The sequence below is a fragment of the Cupriavidus sp. DL-D2 genome (assembly GCF_039710735.1).
Taxonomy (GTDB): Bacteria; Pseudomonadota; Gammaproteobacteria; order Burkholderiales; family Burkholderiaceae; genus Cupriavidus.
Genome location: NZ_JBDKXK010000085.1, coordinates 1 through 432 on the forward strand (window position 1 = coordinate 1; position 432 = coordinate 432).

Here is a 432-nt window from a genome sequence, read left to right on the forward strand (position 1 = left end):
CAGCCCGAAAACTGTCGCGGCTCCGAACCATCGCCAGCATCGATCACGAACGTGGCGTCGTGGCGCAGATAGTCGAGTCGATCCAGTTCGGCCGGGTGAGTGAGTTTCACCGTGACGGTGTAGGGCTCACCGAGCCGCTCCTCCGCCTTGAATGACACCACGGACAACCCGAGCGCACTCGGCGCGCCGAGCACTTCCAGGTGATACGCCTGCCGACCCGTGACAGCCTTCAGCCGCCCAATTTCCCTTGCAATTCGTTGCTCGACTACACCCGACATGCTCCACACCTCCGCTCTCAGCGTGACTGAATATTCGGCGTGGTCCGTCTGCCAGCGATGCCCGTCCCACCACCTGCGGGCGGGACGTTACGCTGAATTCAATGTGCTGAGAACGGGGTGTTCGTCATATGTGCGACGAAGGATCAAAGAAACT

General features: G+C 60.6%; 1 pseudogene. It reads right to left on the bottom strand.

The features are described 5' to 3' along the window. Positions 1-278 (bottom strand): annotated as a pseudogene (locus ABDB81_RS27980) (type VI secretion system tip protein VgrG); the annotation flags it as partial. Positions 279-432: the final 154 nt, after the last annotated feature.